Annotated in this window: 17 protein-coding genes, 2 tRNA genes, 1 pseudogene and 1 CRISPR repeat array; of the genes and pseudogenes, 16 read left to right on the forward strand and 4 right to left on the reverse strand. The window is 68.8% G+C overall.

What is annotated here, in order from left to right; translation table 11 throughout:
* Positions 1-208: 208 nt before the first annotated feature.
* The 9 genes and pseudogenes from FHS42_RS38490 to FHS42_RS04000 form a co-directional block, all read left to right on the forward strand.
* A pseudogene (locus FHS42_RS38490) lies at positions 209-412 on the forward strand (helix-turn-helix domain-containing protein); the annotation flags it as partial.
* Between the two features lie 144 nt (positions 413-556).
* The gene (locus FHS42_RS03970) at positions 557-1438 is read left to right on the forward strand and encodes an XRE family transcriptional regulator (RefSeq protein WP_312866761.1); all 882 of its coding nucleotides are present in this window, start codon (positions 557-559) and stop codon (positions 1436-1438) included.
* A gap of 93 nt (positions 1439-1531) precedes the next feature.
* The gene (locus tag FHS42_RS03975; protein ID WP_184569132.1) at positions 1532-1948 is read left to right on the forward strand and encodes a hypothetical protein; all 417 of its coding nucleotides are present in this window, start codon (positions 1532-1534) and stop codon (positions 1946-1948) included.
* Positions 1945-2526: a hypothetical protein gene (locus FHS42_RS03980; protein WP_184569133.1), complete on the forward strand. Its 582-nt coding sequence runs from the start codon at positions 1945-1947 to the stop codon at positions 2524-2526. Before FHS42_RS03975 ends, FHS42_RS03980 begins: the two co-directional genes overlap by 4 nt.
* Positions 2523-2822 (forward strand): DUF7848 domain-containing protein, encoded by a 300-nt coding sequence (locus FHS42_RS03985; protein WP_184569134.1) that lies wholly within the window; start codon positions 2523-2525, stop codon positions 2820-2822. The genes FHS42_RS03980 and FHS42_RS03985 overlap by 4 nt, the downstream gene beginning before the upstream one ends.
* The gene (locus FHS42_RS03990; protein ID WP_184569135.1) at positions 2819-3370 is read left to right on the forward strand and encodes a hypothetical protein; all 552 of its coding nucleotides are present in this window, start codon (positions 2819-2821) and stop codon (positions 3368-3370) included. Before FHS42_RS03985 ends, FHS42_RS03990 begins: the two co-directional genes overlap by 4 nt.
* A 221-nt stretch (positions 3371-3591) precedes the next feature.
* Positions 3592-4176: a CRISPR direct-repeat array (repeat unit 28 nt; unit sequence ATGGTCCCCGCGCATGCGGGGGTGGTCC).
* Between the two features lie 1106 nt (positions 4177-5282).
* The gene (locus FHS42_RS03995) at positions 5283-5507 is read left to right on the forward strand and encodes a hypothetical protein (protein ID WP_184569136.1); all 225 of its coding nucleotides are present in this window, start codon (positions 5283-5285) and stop codon (positions 5505-5507) included.
* A gap of 61 nt (positions 5508-5568) precedes the next feature.
* The gene (locus FHS42_RS38985; RefSeq protein ID WP_376772533.1) at positions 5569-5634 is read left to right on the forward strand and encodes a putative leader peptide; all 66 of its coding nucleotides are present in this window, start codon (positions 5569-5571) and stop codon (positions 5632-5634) included.
* 249 nt (positions 5635-5883) lie between these two features.
* Complete coding sequence (locus FHS42_RS04000) at positions 5884-7446, forward strand: sulfatase-like hydrolase/transferase (protein ID WP_376772525.1); 1563 nt, start codon at positions 5884-5886, stop codon at positions 7444-7446.
* A gap of 345 nt (positions 7447-7791) precedes the next feature.
* On the opposite strand, the gene FHS42_RS04005 is transcribed toward FHS42_RS04000, so the two are convergent.
* The 4 genes from FHS42_RS04005 to purS form a co-directional block, all read right to left on the reverse strand.
* On the reverse strand, positions 7792-8634 hold the full coding sequence (locus tag FHS42_RS04005; RefSeq protein ID WP_184569138.1) for a sterol carrier family protein: 843 nt from the start codon (positions 8632-8634) through the stop codon (positions 7792-7794).
* A gap of 183 nt (positions 8635-8817) precedes the next feature.
* Entirely contained in the window at positions 8818-11091 is a 2274-nt protein-coding gene (gene purL / locus FHS42_RS04010; protein WP_184569139.1) for a phosphoribosylformylglycinamidine synthase subunit PurL, read from the reverse strand.
* Positions 11088-11768 carry a phosphoribosylformylglycinamidine synthase subunit PurQ gene (gene purQ / locus FHS42_RS04015; RefSeq protein WP_184569140.1) on the reverse strand — a complete coding sequence of 227 codons (681 nt, stop codon included), beginning with the start codon at positions 11766-11768 and terminating at the stop codon, positions 11088-11090. Before purQ ends, purL begins: the two co-directional genes overlap by 4 nt.
* The gene (gene purS, locus FHS42_RS04020) at positions 11765-12010 is read right to left on the reverse strand and encodes a phosphoribosylformylglycinamidine synthase subunit PurS (protein WP_184569141.1); all 246 of its coding nucleotides are present in this window, start codon (positions 12008-12010) and stop codon (positions 11765-11767) included. The genes purQ and purS overlap by 4 nt, the downstream gene beginning before the upstream one ends.
* Before the next feature lie 346 nt (positions 12011-12356).
* On the opposite strand from purS, the gene FHS42_RS04025 reads away from it, so the two are divergent.
* The 7 genes from FHS42_RS04025 to FHS42_RS04055 all read left to right on the forward strand — a co-directional run bounded on the left by FHS42_RS04025 (position 12357) and on the right by FHS42_RS04055 (position 18289).
* Positions 12357-12674 carry a histone-like nucleoid-structuring protein Lsr2 gene (locus FHS42_RS04025; protein WP_184569142.1) on the forward strand — a complete coding sequence of 106 codons (318 nt, stop codon included), beginning with the start codon at positions 12357-12359 and terminating at the stop codon, positions 12672-12674.
* 197 nt (positions 12675-12871) lie between these two features.
* Positions 12872-12946 (forward strand) — tRNA-Gly (locus FHS42_RS04030).
* A 72-nt stretch (positions 12947-13018) separates the two neighbouring features.
* Positions 13019-13091 (forward strand) — tRNA-Gly (locus FHS42_RS04035).
* Positions 13092-13662: 571 nt separating this feature from the next.
* Positions 13663-14982, forward strand: a complete 1320-nt coding sequence (locus FHS42_RS04040) for an ABC transporter ATP-binding protein (RefSeq protein ID WP_184569143.1) — start codon at positions 13663-13665, stop codon at positions 14980-14982.
* Positions 14979-15842 (forward strand): ABC transporter permease, encoded by an 864-nt coding sequence (locus FHS42_RS04045; RefSeq protein WP_312866715.1) that lies wholly within the window; start codon positions 14979-14981, stop codon positions 15840-15842. Before FHS42_RS04040 ends, FHS42_RS04045 begins: the two co-directional genes overlap by 4 nt.
* 294 nt (positions 15843-16136) lie before the next feature.
* Positions 16137-17648 carry a sensor histidine kinase gene (locus FHS42_RS04050; protein WP_312866716.1) on the forward strand — a complete coding sequence of 504 codons (1512 nt, stop codon included), beginning with the start codon at positions 16137-16139 and terminating at the stop codon, positions 17646-17648.
* Positions 17645-18289: a response regulator transcription factor gene (locus FHS42_RS04055; protein ID WP_312866717.1), complete on the forward strand. Its 645-nt coding sequence runs from the start codon at positions 17645-17647 to the stop codon at positions 18287-18289. The genes FHS42_RS04050 and FHS42_RS04055 overlap by 4 nt, the downstream gene beginning before the upstream one ends.
* The last annotated feature ends 7 nt before the right edge of the window (positions 18290-18296 follow it).

Genomic DNA, 18296 nt, shown 5'->3' on the forward strand with positions numbered 1-18296 from the left:
CGGGCTGAGAGACCGCCTTTCCTACCGTGTAGGGGTACAGCACGCTCAGACTGGGGGCGGGCGGCTGGCCCGCGTTTGATCGTCGCCTTGGTTGGCGCACTTGACTGCCAAGTCCCCGCCCCCTCCCGCGTATTGCGGTTGCGCAACGTGGCCCGGCAACTCGGGTCGGGGGTACCGTTCGAGTAGAGCTGGATGCCGAGGAGCCCACATGCCCCACTCCAACGTTCCGACGAGCCTGTTAACCAACGGTCAACGCCTTGCCCGCATAAGAGATCGTCGCCGCTGGACCCAAACGCGCCTCTCCACGGAAAGCGGCTACTCCCTGTCCGCCGTGAAGAAGTTCGAGCAGGGGCGTCGCTCGTTAGACCGCGCGGACGTGATTCTACGATTTGCGCGAACTCTTGACTGCCACCCCACCGAGATCACCGGCCAACCGTATTCCCCGCCTGACAGTGACCTCGATGGGCACTCAGCCCTGCTGTCAGTCGCGGCCATCCGACGCGCTCTCCTGCGCCACGGTCGGCCCACTAGGCCGTCAGAGCACGAAGCCGCAGAAGTGGACTTCGGCACCCTCCGCAGCCGTGTCGCCGCTGCCAACAATGACCGCCAAAAGTCCGCGCTCACCAACAGTGGCAAATACCTTCCGGCTCTCCTGCGTGACCTGCAAGTTGCGGCCGATGTGTCCCAGGAAGCCGACCGGCGAGAAGCACACGACATGCTCGCGTCTGCTTACGAGTGCGCCATGCAGATGCTCTACAAGCTCGGATACGGCACAGACGCCACGCTGGCCACGGAGCGAGTGGTTTGGTCTACCGCGGCGACAGGCAATCCGCTACGGGCTCTGTCGGGACATTGGTACGAGAGCGGCGAATTCCTGGCCATCGGGGAGCACGAAGAGGCCGGCGTCATCATCGACGGCGCACTCTCCGAGCTCGACCGGTTGAGCACCAGCCCTGAGCAGATCTCACTCAAAGGAGCCTTTCACTTAAAAGCCAGCCTGAACCACGCGCGGGCAAGTGAGCCAAAGCCCGCAGAGCGGCACCTTGCTGAGGCCCGAGAACTGGCCGAGACGCTCGGCGAAGACCGGAACGATTTCCAACTGCACTTTGGCCCCACGAACGTCGCCATCTGGTCGGTATCGCTCTCGGTTGAGATGGGGCGAGGACAGGAAGCCGTACGACGCGCCACACGAGTGACGCCCAACCTTCCTACCGACTACGCAAAGGAGCGCCGCAGCCACCACTGCATTGATGTAGGCAGGGCCCATCACTACAACGGGCAGCACGCCGAAGCGTTGGAGTCTTTTCTGCACGCCGAGCGACTGGCCCCGCAGGCCACTCGTATGCATCCGGCAGTACACGAAACAATGAACGTCATCCTGACCTCACGTCGCCGAACCGACGCGTTGGAGTTCGGAATGCGACTTGGCCTGCTGTGACGGTAGGGACACACACTGTGTCCCTACCGCAGTCCGCCAGCTCTTACGTTCAGTCATCAAGCATTCACCCTTGATGACGCCGGAGGCTGCGCGATGCCGACCGAAACCAGCATGCCCACCACCCCGCCCCACGACTGGATTCCGTCCGGTGGCGGGGTGCACTGGACCCGGGTCGGTGACCTCGGTTGGCACACGCTGACCCTGACCACCTACCTCGGCAACCGCGTTCTCGCGCACCTCGGCGAAGCGAGCGGTGCGGTCATCCAAGAGGACATCGGCCGCCAGATGACCTGGCTGACCGAGCCCCACGCACCAGCCCTCCAACACCTGTACGGCGACGACAACATCACCATCTCCGGTGACGACAGCTCGTACGTCTTCGTACCCGGCATGACCCGAACCGACCTGGTGTGGTGGCGAGTCAAGCCCACCCCCAAGCGCCTGCTCACCGACGCGGGCCACCTCGCCGAAGCCATCACCACCGCTCGCGCCGTTGGGGGTGTGGCATGACAGCATCGAGCATCACGTGGTTTCCCCCGCCCTGCGATGAAGTGATGATGCTGCCCGCAGGCCGCGAATGGGACGCCATCCGCACCAGCACGGCGGTCGCTGAGTGGGCGTTGGAGTTCTTGGACGGCGGCGAGGACAACAGCGCCGCGATCATGGACCCAGTCCGCGACTGCGTCTACTGGCTCACGCCCAAAGGCACGGCCCCACGCGCCACCCTCACCTCCTGGCAACGCTTACGTCCCCACGTCACCGTCATCACCGGCGAACCGGCCGAACACTACGTCGGCGTACCCCCCGCCCACCGCCGATTCGGCGCCGGACTGCACTGGCGTATCCCCCACAACTGGTCCGGCCACTACCTGGCCCACCCCTACCTCCTGGCTTCCTTCCTCGCCCCGGCCGTCATCCACACCCACGGACCCGAAGCCCTCACGCTCCTATGCCCCCTATGCGACCAGGAAGTAGACCGCGCAACAGCGGTAAAGATCACCGGCCGCCGCCACCCCAACGACCCCGTAACAAGTCAGCTCACCGTCCACCCCACCTGCGCCCGCACCCCCCGGGGAGCCGTGCGATGACCCGCAGCACCTACCGGTTCGTAGACATGACCATCGGCCCCGACCCGCAAGGGGCGCCCTACACAGTCCGCGCCACCTGCACCACCTGCGGCGAACAACCCCCCCAACCCGAACCCGACCAAGGCCCAACCGGCCAACACAGCCAAGCCCAACACTGGTGCCGCACCCACGCCGCCACCGACCACCCCAGCGGCCGACACCTGCACTACACCGCCAACGTGACCTTCGGATGGCTGATCACCCCAGCCGAAGACATCGGACCCACCGCCGACGAAGGCGCCTGGAGCCACCCGTGACGTATGAGTGGACACCGCCACCCGGGCGCGGGTACTCCCTGCTCCCCATCGGCCACCACTTCGACCTCGTACAGGCGCCTTTGGCCACAGGTACTCGGTTGTTGCTTGACACCTTCTGCGACGCCATGATCACCGCACCCGAGGCCGATCACTGCGCCTGGCTCATCCCCGTAGGGCATGCCGGGCGCTCGCCCTGGTCCTACGCCCGCCTCACCCGCTACGTCCAAGTCACCACCAGCGGACAAGCGTTGATCCCACACTCAGACCGCACCGCCGGCCCCGGCCCCCACTGGGCTCGCCCCGCGGGGGCGCAGGGCAGCCCTCGCTACCTCGCGTGCGCGATCACTCTGGCCGGAGACCTCGCCCCCGCAACCCTCGCCACCTGCGGCCCCCTACCCATCCGCTGCCTATGCGGCGGCCCCGTCTACCGCGACCAAGCCGCCCCCGGCACCGACACAGACGGCAGCGAGTATCTGATGCACCCGGCCTGCGCCCAACAGGCCACCACCACCAACACCGCCCGCATCAGGGGGCGACGCCGCGCCTAACTCTCGCGCCTGGACCGCCTATCGAGGCAGGGCCAGAACGTTGGCCAAGGCGTGCCACGCGCGGGTGACGCGTTGAGGGCGAGACGAGAGCGGTAGATTCTCCACCAGAGCGATCTGACAGGAGGGCTGCGATGGATATGTGCTGTACAAGCGCTATGCCGGAATCCGCGGAAGTGAGTAAAAACCGGCTATCCGCGCTGTAAACCCGCAGGTCACGAACTATGGTCCCCGCGCATGCGGGGGTGGTCCTCCAGTGCAGATTTCGCGTCATTCCCTCCCACGATGGTCCCCGCGCATGCGGGGGTGGTCCCTGGCTAGGAGACGCCGCCCTCGTCTGGGGCGTGGGCGGCAATGGTCCCCGCGCATGCGGGGGTGGTCCCGGTGCCCTCTTCCCCTTTGCCGTCGATCAGGAATGGTCCCCGCGCATGCGGGGGTGGTCCCGGTTCCCGGTACTACCGGGACGTATTGGGCGGATGGTCTCCGCGCATGCGGGGGTGGTCCCAGACCCTGATCCTTCACCACTTCACCGGCGACATGGTCCCCGCGCATGCGGGGGTGGTCCCGACGTTCCCCGCCCCAGAAGCCTCCGAACCATATGGTCCCCGCGCATGCGGGGGTGGTCCCGTCGCGGCCACCATGCGGGCCGTGTGCGCTCGATGGTCCCCGCGCGTGCGGGGGTGGCCCCGCAAGCGCACCTGGAGGGCTACAGCCTGTGCGATGGTCCCCGCGCGTGCGGGGGTGGCCCCTACTACGCCCGCGCCCACCAGGCGCACCCCGCATGGTCCCCGCGCGTGCGGGGGTGGCCCCGCTGTCGCCGTGGTCGCTCAACTCGACATCGAATGGTCCCCGCGCGTGCGGGGCGTCCCACCGCGAAAGCCCCAAGCCCCGCCGCCACACGGCCCGTTGTGTCCGTATGGGACTCGTCCCGTGCGGGGCGTGCGGTGGGGGCAAGGGGCTGCGGGGCGGAGCCGGTAGCTTCGGGACGTGAAGGGAACGGCTCCGCGACCGCGTTCGGGAAGGCCTCGGTCAGGTTTTCCTCGGTGGCCAGTTCGTCCTCGGCGCGGCCCGTGTCGCGGTCCCGGGCGGTGTCCTGGCGAGTGTCCTGGGCCCTAGGTGTGGTCTTTAGGTCGCGGTCCAGGCCCAGGGCGGTGCGTACGTCCTGGTCTTCGTCCAGGTTGAAGCGGCTGTTCGTCTGCGCGAAGACGATGCCCTCGTCGAACGCGTCCGTCTCGATGAGCTGGTTGAGCCGCTCGGCGGCGCGCTCGGTCAGACGGACGTGGGCCTCCAACTGCACTTCGCGCTCGGCCACGTTCAGCGTCTCGCGCGAAATGCGCGGGCTGCGGGCCGAGCCGATGGCCATCGAGTCGGCCTGATTGACCGAGGCCCGTACCGCGTTGCGGGTCATGTCGCTCTGGAAATCGGCCAGCCTGACCATCTGGCGGGTCTTGGTGTTCACCACCGCGAGGGCGCGGTCTTCGTACAGCACCCGGCCACCGATCCGGCCATCCATGTTGGTGACGACACCACTGGTGACGGTGAGGTTGAAGGGGGCGTTGGTGGGGACGGCTTCCCGGGTGCGGGCCTTGTCGTCTACGCGGACCAGTCGCAGCCCGTGCTCCCGAAGTCGTTCCAGCATCTGTGGCGTTGTGGTCAGCCGCGTGCTGCCGCCGACGACCGGGATGGCACCGCGGGGAGCGTCATCCGGAGCGACAACGGTGGTGTCGGCCGCGTCGGGGACGGCAGCGACGGCTACCCCCGGTGCAACCGCGAGACCCAGGGCCACGGCAGCGGTAGCAAGTGCGGCGGCGGTGCGACGCGGGCCACGAGGGGCAGTGGTGGAACGGAGTGGGGACATTGCGTGACGTTCCTTTCTGAACGGTCGGATCGCAAACCCCACACAAGGTGACATTTCATGACTACGCGACCCCAGCGAGTGATTCGGGTGATTCACGCGCCCCGGCCCGATTACGGCGCTTCGGTGATGCAGACGGTTCGACGAGGGTCAGGTGGCGCGGACTCGTTGGTGGCGGTGGTAGCCGGGGTAGCGGTGGTGCAGGCGGTGCTGCTCGCGCCGGTCCCGAAGGTCCGGGTGTTGCAGCCGCATGGCAGCCGCTCCCCTATGGGCGCCTGGCATTGACAGGTGCGTACGCCGTCAGACAGGCTCCTGGCTCATGCCGCTCCGCCCTGGTCCTTCGATCATGTTGGTAGCGCGCCGCCACGTTGACCTGGTCCGTGTCGCGAGCGCGATCTGTCGTCAAGCCTGAACGGCCCGCGTCGGCTTGTCCCGACGCGTTTGCTCCGCCTCGCGTTCCCGTTCGCATACGCCCCTCCGCGCCCGCGCCCCTTTCGCGATGGCTTCCGTTCGCTCTTCCTGCCGGATTCCCTTCCGGTTTCTCTTCCGGTTTCTCTCTTCCGGTTCTCCGGCGCCTGACGGCCGCCGCCTTGCCGTAGCTAGCTCCTTCAGCGCGCCGGGCGGTCACCCCCGTGCGCCCTGCCCCAGCGAAGGACCCACCGTGACCTCGTACGACCCGCAGTCCGAACATCAGCCGGGCCAGCAACAGCCGCCCGGCCCCGAACAGCCCGATACGGGCGGCGACAAGCGCACCCCGCGGCTCAGCCGGCGTGCCTTCGGCGGCGTGGTGGGTGCCACGGCGGCGACGGCGGCCACCGTGGCCGCCGGAGCGTCCGCGTCCGCCGCCACCAGTCGGGCCATCCGTTCAACTGGTGCGCCCACCGACGACGCACGCGTCGCGGGACACGAGGGCGGGGAACGGGAACGGCCCTTTGCAGCCGACGTGCAGCGGCGTTCGCGGCGGCCGAACATCTTGTTCATCCTGGCCGACGACCTCGGTTGGGCCGATCTGTCCTCGTACGGTTCGCCGGACATTCACACCCCGCACCTGGACCGGCTCGCGCGCCAGGGCGTGCGCTTCACACAGGCGTACTCCGGGTCTGCGACCTGCTCCCCCACCCGGTTCAGCCTCTACACCGGGCGCTATCCGGGGCGTACGAGGGGAGGGCTCGCCGAACCGATCGCCGACCGGTCTACCGGCCTCGACCCGAACCACCCCACGCTCGCATCGCTGCTGCGCGGCACGGGTTACGCGACGGCGCTCATCGGCAAGTGGCACTGCGGTTACCTGCCCGACTACAGCCCTACCGCGTCGGGTTGGGACGAGTTCTTCGGCAACCTCGGTGGCGCGTTGGAGTATTACTCGAAGCTGGGGCTGCACGGTGAGTACGACCTGTATGAGGGCGACGCTACGTATCAAGATCTGCGGTACTACACACGGATTCTTACGGAGCGTGCGAGCGAGTACGTCCGGCGTGGGCACGACGAGAAGCCCTGGCTGCTGAACCTCAACTTCACCACGCCGCACTGGCCGTGGATAGCGGAGGGGGACGAAGAGGAGAGCGCTCGGGTCACCGCCCGTATCAAGGCGGGCGAGCAGGGCGCGCTCAACCACCGCGACGGCGGCTCGCTCGCGAAGTACCGGGAGATGGTTGAGGACCTCGATGCCTCGATCGGCACGGTGCTCGCCGCGCTGCGCGACTCCGGCCAAGAGCGGGACACGTTGGTGGTGTTCTCCAGTGACAACGGCGGCGAGCGCTGGTCGTACCAGTGGCCGCTGTCCGGCAATAAATCCACCCTCCAGGAGGGTGGCATCCGCGTTCCGACCATCGTGCGCTGGCCTGCCCGGCTGCGCCGCAACCAGGTCAGCCATGAGCCGGTGGCCACGTACGACTGGACGGCGACCCTGCTGGAGATCGCGGGCGCCCGGCCGCACCCGGCGTACCCGCTGGACGGCGGCAGCCTGGCCGGATATCTGCTGCGCGGCGAACGGCTGGCGGAGCGCGATCTGTTCTGGCGGGTACGCGGTGAGCGCGCGCTCCGCCGGGGCGACTGGAAGTACCACCGGGGTACGGACGGCAAGGACAAGCTGTTCAACGTCACGAAGGACCCGCGTGAGCAGGCCAACCGGGCGGGCGGGTCCGCGACGGACAAGGAGCGGTTGGCTCGGTTGCGTACCGCCTGGGAGAAGGTGGACGCGGGGCTGCTGCCTTACCCGGGCTGATGCCTTGCGCAGGCTGCTGCCGTCGCAGGGCTGATGCCTTGCGACGGTCCTATGCCGTACGAGGGTTGATGCCTTGCGCAGTCTCATGCCGTACGAGGGTGTCTTGCGCAGTCCCATGCCGTACGAGGGCTGACGCCTTGCACGGTCTCATGCCGTACGAGGGCTGACGCCTTGCGCAAGCTGCTGCATCACGCGGGCCGGGCGAGAGGCTGCGGGTCGGTACCCGTGCGCCCGGCCCGATCGGCCCCATTCGCGCGCCCGCTCGCCCGCGCCTGCGCCCGCGCTCGCCCGCGCCCACCCGCTCGCCCGCCCGCACTCGCTCCCACCCGCCCGCGCTCGCGCCCTCTAGCCAAGGAGCGGCAAGTGCTCCGTCAGATCGGCCCGTTCGCCGCTGGCGCTGACCGTGCCCGCATCGACCTCGCGCTCCCACGCGGTGCGGCCCGCGGCGAGGCGGAGCCAGGTGAGGGCGTCGGTCTCCACGACATTGGGCGGGGTGCCGCGGGTGTGCCGGGGGCCCGCCACGCACTGCACCACGGCGAACGGCGGCACCCGCAGTTCGACGGAGCCGCCGGGGGCCTGGGCAGCGAGGGCGTCGGCCAGTAGCCGGGCGACGGTGGCCAGGGCCTGGCGGTCGTGGGTGACGGCGGTGCCGGTGGCGGCGGTCAGATCGTCGCCGTGCACCACTAGTTCAAGGAGCCGGGTGACCAGGAAGTCGTCCACGGTCATCCAACCGAACCGGGTGCTGACCAGGTCATTCCCCTCGGCGCTGCCCGCCACCTCGATCAGCTGGGTGGCGGCAGCGTCATAACGGGCCAGCAACTCGGCCGGCTCCCCCGCCCCGGACAGGTCGTCCGTCTCGGTGACGGCGGCCTGTGCGATCTCCGCGGCCTGGGCGCCCAGCGAACGCACGTACCCGCGAAGGTCAAGATCGGCCTTCGTCCCCTGCGGCGCCGGGTCTTCGGCGAGCCGGCGCGGCATGGTCTCCATGCAGACGGCGATGTGGACGATGAGTTGCCGGACCGTCCACGCTTCGAGGCGCGACGGCGCGGCGAGCAGCGGAACGGCGTCAGGCGCGGCGCACAGCACCGTGACCGCGCTGCGCACGGCCCGGACCTGCCCATCGAGCGCGGCCCGCACCTTTACGGGGTCATAGCTACGTGCACGAGGTTGACGCGAAGCGGAAGCCATGATCCACAGCGTAGGGCTTGTGGCTGTGCCCGCATCGGCCATGTGGCGGGCGACGGGCCGCCGGTCATGGAGCTGCTGCCTGCCCCGGACGCCTCGGGCACACGCCGGATACCCCAGCTGTCCCCGGCGCCCAAGACGCTCGTACGGGGCGGCCATCGGACGGCCGCCCCGTACGCGTCGGGCTCAGGCCAGCAGCGCCGGGATCGTCGCCTCGTGCGCCTGGCGCAGCTCCGTCAGCGGAATGCTGAACTGGCCCTGCACCTCCAGCGCATCGCCGTCCACAACACCGATGCGCGCCGCGGGCAGGCCGCGGGCACCGCACATGTCGGTGAAGCGGAGTTCCTCGCTGCGCGGGACCGCGACCACCGCGCGGCCCGCCGACTCGGAGAACAGCGCCACGAACGCGTCGCCGACGACCGTGCCGGACTCCGAGACGCCCTCGGGCAGGACGATCCGGGCGCCCTTGCCGCCGCGTAGGCAGGACTCGGTCAGCGCTTGGACCAGGCCGCCGTCCGACAGGTCGTGCGCCGCGTCGATCATGCCGTCGCGGGAGCCGGAGACCAGGATCTCGGCGAGCAGCCGCTCCCGCTCCAGGTCCACCTTCGGCGGCAGTCCGCCCAGGTGGTCGTGGATGACCTGAGACCAGGCCGAGCCGCCGAACTCCTCCCGGGTCTCGCCGAGGAGGTAGACCAGCTGGCCCTCGGTGGCGAAGGCGATCGGCGTACGGCGATTGACGTCGTCGATGACGCCGAGCACCGCGACCACCGGGGTCGGGTGAATGGCCGCATCGCCCGTCTGGTTGTACAGCGAGACGTTGCCGCCGGTCACCGGCGTGCCGAGCTGCTGGCAGCCATCGGCCAGACCGCGGACGGCCTCCGCGAACTGCCACATGACCGCCGGGTCCTCGGGGGAGCCGAAGTTCAGGCAGTCCGAGACGGCGAGCGGCTTGGCGCCCGCGGCGGCGACGTTGCGGTACGACTCGGCAAGCGCGAGCTGCGCACCGGCGTACGGGTCGAGTTTCGCGAACCGGCCGTTGCCGTCCGTCGCGATGGCGACGCCGAGCCCAGTGTCCTCACTGACCCGGACCATGCCGGAGTCCTCGGGCTGAGCGAGCACCGTGTTGCCCTGGACGATGCGGTCGTACTGGTCGGTGACCCAGGCCTTGGACGCCTGATTCGGCGAGGCCACCAGCTTGAGGACCTGCTCGCGCAGCTCATCGGACGTCGCCGGGCGGGGCAGCTTGCCGGCGTCGTCGGCCTGGAGGGCGTCTTGCCAGGCGGGGCGGGCGTACGGGCGCTCGTAGACCGGGCCGTCGTGCGCGACCGTGCGCGGATCGACGTCCACGATCTTCTCGCCGTGCCAGAAGATCTCCAGCCGGTCGCCGTCGGTGACCTCACCGATGACGGTGGCGATGACGTCCCACTTCTCGCAGATCGCGAGGAAGCGCTCGACCTTCGCCGGCTCGACCACCGCGCACATGCGCTCCTGCGACTCGCTCATGAGGATTTCCTCGGGCGAGAGCGTGGAGTCGCGCAGTGGTACGTCATCGAGCTCGACCCGCATGCCACCGGAGCCGTTGGAGGCCAGCTCGGATGTGGCGCAGGACAAACCAGCCGCGCCGAGGTCCTGGATGCCGACGACCAGCTTCTCGGCGAACGCCTCCAGGGTGCACTCGATGAGCAGCTTCTCCTGGAACGGGTCGCCGACCTGGACCGCGGGGCGCTTCGACGGCTTGGCGTCGTCAAAGGTCTCGGAGGCCAGGATGGAGGCGCCGCCGATGCCGTCGCCGCCGGTGCGGGCGCCGTACAGGATGACCTTGTTGCCGGTGCCGCTCGCCTTGGCCAGGTGGATGTCCTCGTGCCGCATGACGCCGATGGCCCCGGCATTGACCAGCGGATTGCCCTGGTAGCAGGCGTCGAAGACGAGCTCGCCGCCGATGTTGGGCAGACCGAGGCAGTTGCCGTAGCCGCCGATGCCCGCGACGACACCGGGCAGCACCCGCTTGGTGTCGGGGTGGTCGGCGGCGCCCATCCGTAGCGGATCGACCACCGCGACCGGGCGGGCGCCCATCGCGATGATGTCCCGCACGATGCCGCCGACGCCGGTGGCCGCGCCCTGGTAGGGCTCGACGTAGGAGGGGTGGTTGTGCGACTCGACCTTGAAGGTGACCGCGTACCCCTGGCCGATGTCCACGACGCCGGCGTTCTCGCCGATGCCGACCAACAGCGCGTCGCTGGCCGGGGCCTTCTCGCCGAACTGCCGCAGGTGCACCTTGCTGCTCTTGTACGAGCAGTGTTCGGACCACATGACGGAGTACATGGCGAGCTCGGCGCCGGTCGGACGGCGGCCCAAGACCTCCCGTACCCGCAGGTACTCGTCCTCCTTCAGGCCCAGTTCGGCCCAGGGGAGTTCGACGTCGGGGGTCTCGGCGGCATGCTTGGTGGTGTCCAGGGTCATGCCTTCACCAACTTCCGCAGAATCGAGGTGAAGAATCCAAGGCCATCGCTGCCGCCGGTGCCGACCAGTGGATCGACGGCGTGCTCCGGGTGCGGCATCAGGCCGACGACGTTGCCGGTGGCGTTGGTGATGCCGGCGATGTCGCGCAGCGAGCCGTTCGGGTTCACATCCAGATAGCGGAAGACGACCCGGCCTTCCGCCTCCAACTCATCGATGGTGCGCTCGTCGGCGACGAACTGGCCATCGATGTTCTTCAGCGGGATGTGGATCTCCTGGCCCTGCGCAAAGTTGGCGGTCCAGGCGGTGTGCGTGTTCTCAACGCGCAGCTTCTGGTCGCGACAGACGAAGTGCAGGTGGTCGTTCCGCAGCATCGCACCGGGCAGTAGATGCGTCTCCGTAAGGATCTGAAATCCGTTGCAGATACCCAAGACCGGCATGCCCGCCTTGGCCTGTTCGATGATCGATTCCATCACCGGCGAGAAGCGGGAGATCGCTCCGGCCCTGAGGTAATCGCCATACGAGAAGCCGCCAGGCAACACCACGGCGTCAACTTGATGAAGATCCTTGTCTCGGTGCCACAACGGCACGGCCTCAAGACCCGCGATACGGACCGCGCGCTGACTGTCACGGTCATCGAGGGTCCCGGGGAAGGTGACAACTCCCACGCGTGCGGTCACGACTCGACCTTTACGACGAAGTCCTCAATGACGGTGTTCGCGAGGAACGTTTCCGCCATCTCGCGGATACGGGCGAGGGCGTCGTCATCGACCGGCCCCTCCACCTCAAGTTCAAAGCGCTTGCCCTGTCGGACGTCGGAGATCCCGTCGAAGCCCAGGCGGGGCAGCGCACGCTGCACGGCCTGGCCCTGCGGGTCGAGAATCTCGGGCTTGAGCATGACGTCCACTACGACGCGTGCCACTGGCACTCCCGGTGGTGTGGTGCGGCTGTGAGTTCTGGGGAGCGACCCCAGGGCCCCGAAGGCAGATGTCATAACCCTACCCCGCCGCAAAATCTACGCGCATAGATATGGTGCACCCCCGGTCACGTTTAAGCATCGAGCAGCGCCGAACCCTGGGGAAAATCGAGAGGAAAACGTATCGTCCCGATTGCGCAGGGACACGCGGACAGAATTACCGGGGCTTCACAATGCAATGCTCGTCGCTGTACAAATGAAAAAGCATTGACCCCTTACCTCCGGAACCCATGCATCGCGGCACGTCAACCTGGCGCCAGTCATGCGGTGCAGCCCGAAAGGACCGATATCCGTGGCACAGCGTGTAGTGGTCACAGTCTCTGACGACATCGATGGCGGAGAAGCCTCGGAGACGGTCACGTTCGGTCTCGACGGAAAGTCGTACGAGATCGACCTCAACTCTGCCAATGCGAAGAAACTGCGCGGCACTCTCGCGCCGTACCTGGACGCGGGCCGCAAGCGGTCCCGCTCCGGCAAGACCTACCGCCGCACCTCCATCGCACCCGACCCGGCGACGGTGCGGGCCTGGGCGCAGTCGCACGGCATGGAGGTGCCGCCGCGTGGCCGCATCCCGAAGAAGGTGTACGAGGCCTTTAACGCGGCGAGCTGAACCGGTCCCCGGCTCGCGTCTTTGACCGGCGCCGCTAGGGGTCACTCATCCGGGTTGCGCCGGGGCCTGCCCCGGCGCGACCCGGATGGGCCGCTCCCGCCAACTCCGTACACGGAGTTGCAAGGCACCCCCATTGATCCGCTAGAGTCTGGAGCACGCCGAAGGGCACGGGCCGAAAAGCCCAGAACTTCGATCATGCGGGTGTAGCTCAGTAGTAGAGCGCCCCCTTTCCAAGGGGGAGGCGCAGTGTGCGATCCCTGTCACCCGCTCCACTGCCCTACCGATCTATTCGATCAGGTAGGGTGGCCCTCGCGCCGATTGGTGAAAGCTAGTCGGTAGCAAACGCGGACGTAGCTCAGTTGGTAGAGCATCACCTTGCCAAGGTGAGGGTCGCGAGTTCGAATCTCGTCGTCCGCTCAGCGATAAGTAACGAAGGCCCCGATCATCGCGATCGGGGCCTTCGTCGTATCCGCGGCCAACGCACGCGCCATATGCCACAGCGAATGCTGCGACGTCGGCATATGTAAGCAGCGCAATCGAGGCCGTACGGGTCGTGCGCACGGCAATCGAAGGCGTGCGAGTTCCTGTGTGGTGACTGATGTAGTGACTGATGTAGTGACTGATGGGGTGACTGATGGGGTGACCGCTGTGGTGACCGTGCTTATACGCGCTGTAGACACAGCGATCGGCGTTGTACGCGCCGTGTGCGCAGTAACCGTCGCCGTACGCGCGGTAGGCACAGCGATCAGCTGTCGCACGCGACGTATGCATGCCAAGCGTCAGTTTGCTGTGTGGGGTATGCGGCTTGCCGCGTGGCGTGTGTGGCTTGCCGCGTGGCGTGTGCGGCGCACAGTTCGGCACACGGTCTAGCGGACAACTTCATCCGGACCGTGTACCGGCCCTCGGGCCAGGCCGGATGACATTCGTCATCTCACTCTCATGACAGCTGGCACTGCCCGAGCACGCCGGGCGCCGGAATGCTGGCCACATGGAAGGCGATGAAGGCGATGGCAGCGGCGACAGCACCGGCAGCGTGATCGACGTCACGGGGTTGCGGCGGCGCTACGGCGCGGCCGGCGAGCGGGGGTTCGAGGCAGTGCGCGGTGTTTCCTTCTCCGTGCGGCGCGGAGAACTCTTCGCGCTCCTCGGCACTAATGGGGCGGGCAAGACCTCCACCGTCGAACTGCTGGAGGGCCTGGCGCAACCCAGCGGGGGGCAGGTGCGGGTCCTCGGCCACGATCCCTACCGCGAGCGGGCCGCGGTCCGGCCCCGAATCGGCGTGATGCTCCAGGAAGGCGGCTTTCCCGCGGAGCTGACGGTGGCCGAGACGATACGTATGTGGGCCGGGTGCACCAGCAGAGCGCGGGAGCTCGACCGGTCGGAGGGGGCGCGGCGCGCGGCGCCCAGCGGGACCGGGGCGGGGGCGGCCTCGCGTGGCGGCGGAAGTGGTTTTCGGGGAATGGGCCTCGGAGGACATGGGCTAGGGGGAAGCCGGCGCAAGGGCGACCACCTTGGGAACAGCCGCGTTGCGGGGCGCGGGCTTGGAGGACTCGGGCTTACGGAGCGCGGGCTTACGGGCGCCGGGGTGGTCGGTCGGGGGCGGGAGATGCCCGCGTTGGAGCGGGTCGGGCTGGCGGAGCGGCGTGACGTCCGCGTCAAGCAGCTCTCTGGCGGTGAGCGGCGGCGGCTCGACCTTGCGCTCGCACTCCTTGGCGAGCCCGAGGTGCTGTTCCTCGACGAGCCGACGACCGGGCTCGACGCCGAAGGCAGGCGCGAGACATGGGAGCTGGTGCGGGAGTTGCGGGACGCCGGTACGACGGTGCTGCTGACCACCCACTATCTGGAAGAGGCCGAGGAGTTGGCGGATCGGCTCGCGATTTTGCACGAGGGCCGGATCGCTGCCGCGGGGAGCGTCAGCGACATCGTGGGCCAGCGGCCGTCGCAGCTCTCCTTCCGGCTTCCCGATGGCTACTTCGTCGGAGATCTGCCACCGCTCTCCGAGCTGGGGGTCACGGAGCACGAAACGGCGGGCAGAACGGTTCGGCTGCGCACCCCCGATCTCCAGCGCGCCGCGACCGGACTGCTGTTGTGGGCCCGGGACGCACGGGTCGAGTTGGCGGCCCTTGATGCCCGGTCGGCCTCATTGGAGGAGGCGTTCCTGCACATCGCAAGAGAGCGGAGCCGCGAGCAGGGGTGGGGATCAACTGTCGGGCCTGTGGGTCCTGGTGAGCATGTCGGTGCTGGTGAGTATGTCGGTGCTGGTGAGCCTGTGAGTGCTGGCGAGCGCGGGGAGAGGGGCGCGCGGTGAGTGTCAAGGCGCGCCACGAGGTGGCGCACGTGGCCAAGGACGAGGTGGCGGGGCTGGGTTTTGGAGGACTGGGTTCTGGCGGGTTGGGTTCTGGCGGGCCGGGGGGTCGGCGGCGGTTGCGCGCGCTGACGCGGGCCGAACTGACGCTGCTCGGGCGTAGCAAGGCAGCGCTGCTCACGGCGCTCGGTGTGCCGATCGCGCTGACCTGTGCCGTGAAATCCACGGTGGATGGGCTCGATCTGGACGGCACCGGCCTCGACACCGGGACGGTCTTGCTGCCTGGCGCGATCGGCTTCGTCCTGCTGTTCGCCGTCTACTCCAACTTGGTGCTCGCCTATGTCGTACGGCGTGAGGAGTTGGTGCTCAAGCGGTTGCGCTGTGGCGAGCTCAGCGACACGGAGATCCTCATCGGTACGGCACTGCCATCGGTGGTGGTTGCGCTCGTGCAGTGCCTCGTGTTGGGCGTGGGCAGTGCGTGGCTGCTGGGCGTGGCGATACCGGAAGCGCCACCGCTGGTGCTGATCGGCCTGCTGATCGGCGTACTGATGCTGACGGCGCTGGCGGCTGTGACCGCTGCGGTCACCAACTCGGCGGAGGCCGCGCAGGTCAGCGTGATGCCGCTGCTGATGGTCTCGCTCATGGGCTCGGGACTTTTCGTACCGCTGGAGGTGATGCCGGACCGCGTAACGGCGGTGTGCGAGTTGCTGCCGCTGACGGCGGTGATCGAGCTGCTGCGGGGCGGCTGGACGGGTGCACTTGACTCGGGTGAGGTGACGAAGCTGCTGATCACGGCGGTGGCCTGGGCGGTGCTTTCGGTGTTCGCTGTGCGACGGTGGTTCCGCTGGGAACCGCGACGGTGACCGTTGTGCCCCGGCGAAGGGGGCGCGCGGGCGCGTGCTGTGCGGGCGAGCTGCCGGTCGGGAGTGCGGTGTGAGGAGGGCCAGGTGGCCCGCGGGAGGGCTCGGGGGGACGCGATGGGCTCAGGACACGGGGCCGTTCGGGACGACGACGCGGGACGCTGGCGCTGGGGGGCGCGGGCCTACCGGAGTGAGCGGGGAGCGCCGGGGGAGCGGGGGGCTCGCTGGCCGCGTGGTGGACGGTTCTCCGGGCGCCGGGTGCGGGGTGGCTGGCGTAGCCGGAGCAGGCTCGCGCAGGTGGACCTGTTCACCCGATGGACCCTGTACGCGGTCCCTTGGCTTTCGCTGGCGATGGCGCTCGGCTCGTTGGTTGATGGCTTGGCCGATGACGGGATGGCGGTGGCTCTCGGCTGGGCCCTCGCGTCGGCTGTCGTCCTCGCGGGCCTGTGCTCGTGCTGGGCCATCCGAGACGGCCTCGCGCACTATGTCAATGGAGCGGCCCCGCCGTGGCGGGCGGTGTGGGGCACGGCGGCACCGGTGTCCGTGGCGTTGGCCTTGGTGGCCACGCTGGGGGCGACGGGCCGCCTGACCGATCCGCCGTCGCTGGCCCAAGTCGCTTCCGCGATCATCTGGCCGCTGGCCATCGCCCTCACGCTGGCCGTGCCGATAAGAACCTTTGTGCTGATCTACGGCGGTGTCTCGACCGGTGTGCTGGTGGGGTTCGCGGCGGTGGGGTCTAGCGCCAGAACCCTGGCGGCGACCGCGCTCGTCACCGTGCTGCTCGGCTGCTTCGCGCTGATCACCGTGCGCTGCTCGGCGTGGATACTGCGCTCGATGTCGGAATTGGACGCGGCCAGAGACGTACAGGCGCGACTCGCGGTGGCCGAGGAACGGCTGCGCTTCGGCCGCGACATGCACGATGTGCTCGGCCGCAATCTGTCGGTCATCGCCCTGAAGAGTGAGCTGGCTGTGCGGCTCGCGCGACGCGGGTCCCCGGCGGCGGTTGACCACATGGCGGAGGTCCAGCGGATCGCGCAGGAGTCCCAGCGCGAGGTCCGCGAGGTGGTGCGCGGCTATCGCGAGGCCGATCTGCACACCGAGCTCGCCGGGGCCCGCTCGGTGCTGCGGGCCGCCGGAGTGGACTGCCGCATCGAGGACGCGGGTGGGGAACGCCTATCGCAGGCCGTGCAGTCGGCTCTCGGCTGGGTCGTACGCGAGGGGACGACCAATGTGCTCCGGCACGCGGACGCGCAGCGCTGCGTGCTGACGCTGCGGGTGACGGGCCCGCGCGCCAGGTGGCAGCCGGGGACGGGCACCGGGTCGGACCCGGAATCGGGGGCTGTGGTGGTGGGGGTGGCGACCGAGGTGCCGGGCGCCGGGGCGGTGGAGGACGCTGAGGTTGCGTTGCTCATCGTGGAGAACGACGGGGTGCCCGCCGCGTCGGCGCTCTCCGGGGAAACGCAGGGCTCGATACCGTACGGCTCCGGCCTCACCGGTCTACGCGAACGCCTCGCCGCCGTACACGGCACGCTCACCGCGGGCCCAGCCCCCGACGACGCGTTCCGACTAACGGCACGGGTGCCACTACGGGCCACGGCCGGGCCGGCAGATACGGCAGATACGGCGAACGCAGCAGACGCGCCAGACGCGCCGAAGGCGATGAAGGCGATGAAGGCAACGGGTGCGATAGAGACCCGGGGCAGCGCGGAGGCGGGGCAGACGCACACGGGGCAAGCCGAGGCAGGGCGGGCCGAGGCGGTGCAGGTACGAAGGGGGCGGGTCCGGTGGGTGGTGGAAGGCGGACGGTGAATGACGGCGAGGCAACGTCGGCCGGCATAGCTGAACACGTGCGGGTGCTGCTCGCCGACGACGAGCATCTGATTCGGGGCGCGCTGACGGCGCTGCTCGCGCTTGAGGACGACCTGCGAGTCGTCGCCGAGGCGGCGTCCGGGCCCGAGGCCCTGGCGATGGCGCTGGCGCACCGGCCCGATGTGGCGGTGCTCGATCTCCAGATGCCGGGTTCCGACGGTGTGGCGGTGGCCACATCGCTACGGACCGAACTTCCGGGTTGCCGCACCATGATCGTCACCAGTCACGGTCGGCCCGGCCATCTGAAGCGGGCGTTGGCGGCAGGGGTGCGGGGGTTTGTCCCCAAGACGGTCTCGGCGCAACGGTTGGCGGAGATCATCCGGGCGGTGAACAGCGGAAGTCGTTACGTTGACCCGGAGTTGGCGGCCGATGCGATCAGTGCGGGCGACTCGCCGCTGACCGCGCGCGAGGCGGAATTGCTGGAACTGGCGGAGGGCGGGGCGCCGGTTACCGAGATCGCTGAGCGCGCCTCGCTCACCCAGGGAACGGTGCGCAACTACCTCTCGGCGGCGGCAGCGAAACTGGGTGCGGAGAACAGGCATACGGCAGCGCGCATCGCCCGCGCGCAGGGTTGGCTATAGTAGGACC

Source organism: Streptomyces zagrosensis, assembly GCF_014203645.1.
GTDB classification, from domain to species: domain Bacteria; phylum Actinomycetota; class Actinomycetes; order Streptomycetales; family Streptomycetaceae; genus Streptomyces; species Streptomyces zagrosensis.

Excerpts from the sequence above, each read along its gene's own strand:
- FHS42_RS03975 (WP_184569132.1), top strand. The coding sequence starts at position 1,532 with ATGCCGACCGAAACCAGCATGCCCACCACCCCGCCCCACGACTGGATT.
- FHS42_RS03985 (WP_184569134.1), top strand. The coding sequence starts at position 2,523 with ATGACCCGCAGCACCTACCGGTTCGTAGACATGACCATCGGCCCCGAC.
- FHS42_RS04040 (WP_184569143.1), top strand. The coding sequence starts at position 13,663 with ATGGAAGGCGATGAAGGCGATGGCAGCGGCGACAGCACCGGCAGCGTG.
- FHS42_RS03995 (WP_184569136.1), top strand. The coding sequence starts at position 5,283 with ATGACTACGCGACCCCAGCGAGTGATTCGGGTGATTCACGCGCCCCGG.
- FHS42_RS03980 (WP_184569133.1), top strand. The coding sequence starts at position 1,945 with ATGACAGCATCGAGCATCACGTGGTTTCCCCCGCCCTGCGATGAAGTG.
- FHS42_RS04005 (WP_184569138.1), bottom strand. The coding sequence starts at position 8,634 with ATGGCTTCCGCTTCGCGTCAACCTCGTGCACGTAGCTATGACCCCGTA.
- purL (WP_184569139.1), bottom strand. The coding sequence starts at position 11,091 with ATGACCCTGGACACCACCAAGCATGCCGCCGAGACCCCCGACGTCGAA.